Source organism: Pseudonocardia sp. D17 (genome assembly GCF_036984265.1).
GTDB classification, from domain to species: domain Bacteria; phylum Actinomycetota; class Actinomycetes; order Mycobacteriales; family Pseudonocardiaceae; genus Pseudonocardia; species Pseudonocardia benzenivorans.
The window spans coordinates 1-3,199 of the sequence record NZ_BPRG01000062.1; the positions used below are offsets into that span (position 1 = coordinate 1).

Annotated in this window: 2 protein-coding genes; both read right to left on the reverse strand. The window is 68.3% G+C overall.

Annotated elements, in window-relative coordinates; genetic code table 11:
- Nucleotides 1-160: 160 nt before the first annotated feature.
- Nucleotides 161-1,036 (reverse strand): ParB/RepB/Spo0J family partition protein, encoded by an 876-nt coding sequence (locus PSD17_RS12895; RefSeq protein WP_013678683.1) that lies wholly within the window; start codon nt 1,034-1,036, stop codon nt 161-163.
- 3 nt (nt 1,037-1,039) lie between these two features.
- The gene (locus PSD17_RS12900; protein ID WP_199796510.1) at nt 1,040-1,834 is read right to left on the reverse strand and encodes a ParA family protein; all 795 of its coding nucleotides are present in this window, start codon (nt 1,832-1,834) and stop codon (nt 1,040-1,042) included.
- Nucleotides 1,835-3,199 lie beyond the last annotated feature (1,365 nt).

Consider the following 3,199-nt stretch of genomic DNA (forward strand, 5'->3'; position numbering starts at 1 on the left):
GGCCGCCCTACACGTCTACGCCACGCCCCTCACCAGGGTCGGGTCGCACACCACCCTGGCGGACCCCACTGGGCAGGACGGTAAACGCCGTTTACACGTGCTGGGCCCGGAGCCGCTGCGTGGTGGCCAACCGACGCTGGCCACCACGCAGCGGGCGACTCTAGCTGCGGGTGCCGAGCAGGCGGATCAACTCGGCGAGCTCGTCGGGAGTGAAGAGCTTGCGAATGGACTCCGCGGCCTGCTGGGGCGTGCCGGCCGAGATGCGTCGTGTGGACACACCGGACTTGGGCCCGCCCGCCGGCTGCAGCCGATACGGTTGACCGGCATCCGCGATGGCCTGCTGCTCGTCCTCGGGGAGCGTCCCGATCTGGCGGGCCACCTCGAGCTTGAGAATTCCGACGGCAAACGCGTTGCGGAGCTCGGGGATGAGGTTGAGCAACGCGAGGCGCTGACTGACGTACATGGCGGTACGCCCGACCCGGCGCGCGAGTTCCTTCTGGGTGATGTGCTCTTCCTTCAGCACCCGGGACATGGCTTCGGCCTCGTCGAGGGGCGAGAGGTTCTTGCGATGCCCGTTCTCGACGAGCATCACCTCGTACATGGAGGTGATGCGGTCGTCGTTCACGACAGCCGGCACCTCGGTGAGGCCGGCGTCCGCGGCGGCCCGCACCCGCCGGTTCCCGATGAGCGCTACCCAACTCGCACCGTCGATCGCGCCCGCGTGATCGGGATATCTGCTGGTGAACGCGTCCGCGGAGCAGACCAGGATGGGTTGCAGCACTCCGTGCGTACGGATCGTGTCGACGAGTTCACGGAACTCGTCATCATCGGTCTCGTCCTCGGCGCCGGGGCGGTTCAGCGGATTGGGGGCGATGTCCGCGAGCGGCAGCGTGGACTCGCCCAGGTCGGCCACCTCGGGCTGTGCATCGGGTGCGGGCGGCGGGACTTCCTGCAGCGGGGTGGGCTGACGGGTCGTCGGAGCGAAGTCGGGTACTTCCTCCTGCGCGAGAGCCGCGAGATCGACGCGCTTCCCCATGTATCAGCCCTCGACCCCGGAGTAAACGGCGTTTACGGCACTCTCCTTCGGCCGGCCGTTGGAGTGGCGTGGAGTTCCGCCGTTGCTGCTCCCCAGTACCTCGAGCGCGAGCTTGAAAAAGTCCTGGCGCGCCTCCAGTGCAACCCGGTTCTTCGCGTACTGCACGACGGTGACGCCTTCCGCGGACGCCCGGGTGTGCAGCTTGTAGTGCCGAATGACCGTGTTGAACGACGGCCAACCCTTCGCCGCGACGAACCCCCGCGTCTGCTGCAGGTCGCCCTCACCGTCGCGCGGATCCCAGTTGTTCAACAGGACCCGCCACGGAACACCGGCGGGCTCGACGACTCGGCTGATCGATCGTGCGGCCGGCGAGAATGACATCGGCTCCGGCTCCAGCGGGACGATCACATCGTCGGCCTGGGCAAGCACGGTGCGGAGAATCGACTCGTCCTCGAGACTGCCCGGAGTGTCGACGAAGATGTGGTCGTACTGTTTGATGCCCCGAAGCTTCCCAAGGACCTCGGGCCGATCGTGGCACTGCTCGAAATCGAACGGTAGCGCGTCGCCCACTCGAGTTGCCCACTCGAGCATTGATGCCTGCGGGTCGGTGGAGACACCGAGTACCCGTGGTTGGTCGGTGCTGCCCCCGAGCGTATCGGCGACCACGGCCGCCAAGTTGACCGTGACGGTGGTCTTGCCGACCCCGCCCTTCTGATTGGCGATGACGTGGACCCGCGCCATAGAGAACCCCTCCGTTTGCTTCCCACCCGGCGGGCGGTACTTCGGATCGAGGCGCATCTTGCCAGATCAGTCTCCGTGTGCTGCGACGACGCTCCGACGGGATGTCGAGTACTTCTCGTCGCAGGACGCCACGTGTCGCCCCTCCTGGCGACCCAATCGCGGCATCTGATTGAAGATCAAAGGACTGGCCGGGCCCACCTTGGCGCAGTGAGCGCGAATGCGGCGCCGACGTGGCGACGCGCCGATCGTCACCTTTCCGTCGTCGAATCCGTCGCCGTCGAACCCTAACGAGTCAGCCCGTAAACGGCGTTTATCGGCGCCCGGCCTTTACGGTCGGGGCGTGCACCCAGGGCCGGTCGCGTTCGACGAACCGCGGCGGTACCGGACGGGCTCGGACTAGCACAAGGAGGTTCGCGCGCCGCGTCGATAAACGCCGTTTACTGCGGCGACGTTCGGTACGTGCACCGGCCGGCATCCGTCGCGGCGATCTGACCGCCACCTCTGCTTGGTGGTGTTTCCCGGTGATGGCGTAGATAAGGACGACGTCGGCGCGGCGGGGCGGGGCCGGGTCCGCCGTGTGGCTGCTGACCCGCAGATTGCGGGTCGGTCGGCCTCAGTCGGACGTGGGGACATTCATCGTGGAAGGCGCTTGGGCTCGGCCAGTCATCTGGCCCCGCCGACATGGACCGGTGAGGGTGCCATCGGGTCCTGTGTCCCCACCCGGGGTCGCCCCTCATGGGCGGGCCGAGCACCGACGGGCGAGACCGCGCCACAGGCCGGCGAACGGTGCTACCGGTGAGGCTGTTCGTTCCAGAGCACATCGGCGTCAGAGCCAGGTTCCACCTCCGCGATAAACGCCGTTGAGCACGAGCCGGCCGCCGAAGCAGACGCCAGGTCGGTCCTCGACGAGACGCACTTTCTGAGGTCGCTCGGTCGCCACGAGGGTGGACTGCCCAGGGCGCACGTGGCTGAACACCTCCCGATGTGGGACGGGTGTCGGCGGAGTCGGATGAGGCAGCCCGTGCCGGGCGGACTCCATCCGACGACCGGACAATGCAGAGCTGACCCGGGGTCGAGCAAACGGCGTTTACCCCGACGACGAAAGCGGCTCGTGGTCAGGCGCGGGCGCCTCGGCGGGGCTGCGGGGCGGTGGCTGCCCACGATGCGAGTCACGCACCGATGGCCTCGGCCCCGGGCGTTGTGGGCCAGTCGGGTCAGTACCTACGGGCTGGGCGGGGCGGGCGGCAGTCCCTCGGCGGGGGCAGTACGTCAGCGGGGATCACGCCCGCGCAGCGTTGGCCCGCTGGCGCACCAGGGTAAACGGCGTTTAGGTAGCCGGCCTGGCGGCTAGCTGTCGTCGCGGCAGAGGTTGTTGACGCGGTGGGCGGGTGGGTGGCCGCCGAGCGCGGTGTGGGGCCGGTG

Bases quoted from the DNA above. Each gene is read 5' to 3' on its own strand.
- PSD17_RS12895 (WP_013678683.1), bottom strand. From the start codon at position 1,036: ATGGGGAAGCGCGTCGATCTCGCGGCTCTCGCGCAGGAGGAAGTACCC.
- PSD17_RS12900 (WP_199796510.1), bottom strand. From the start codon at position 1,834: ATGCGCCTCGATCCGAAGTACCGCCCGCCGGGTGGGAAGCAAACGGAG.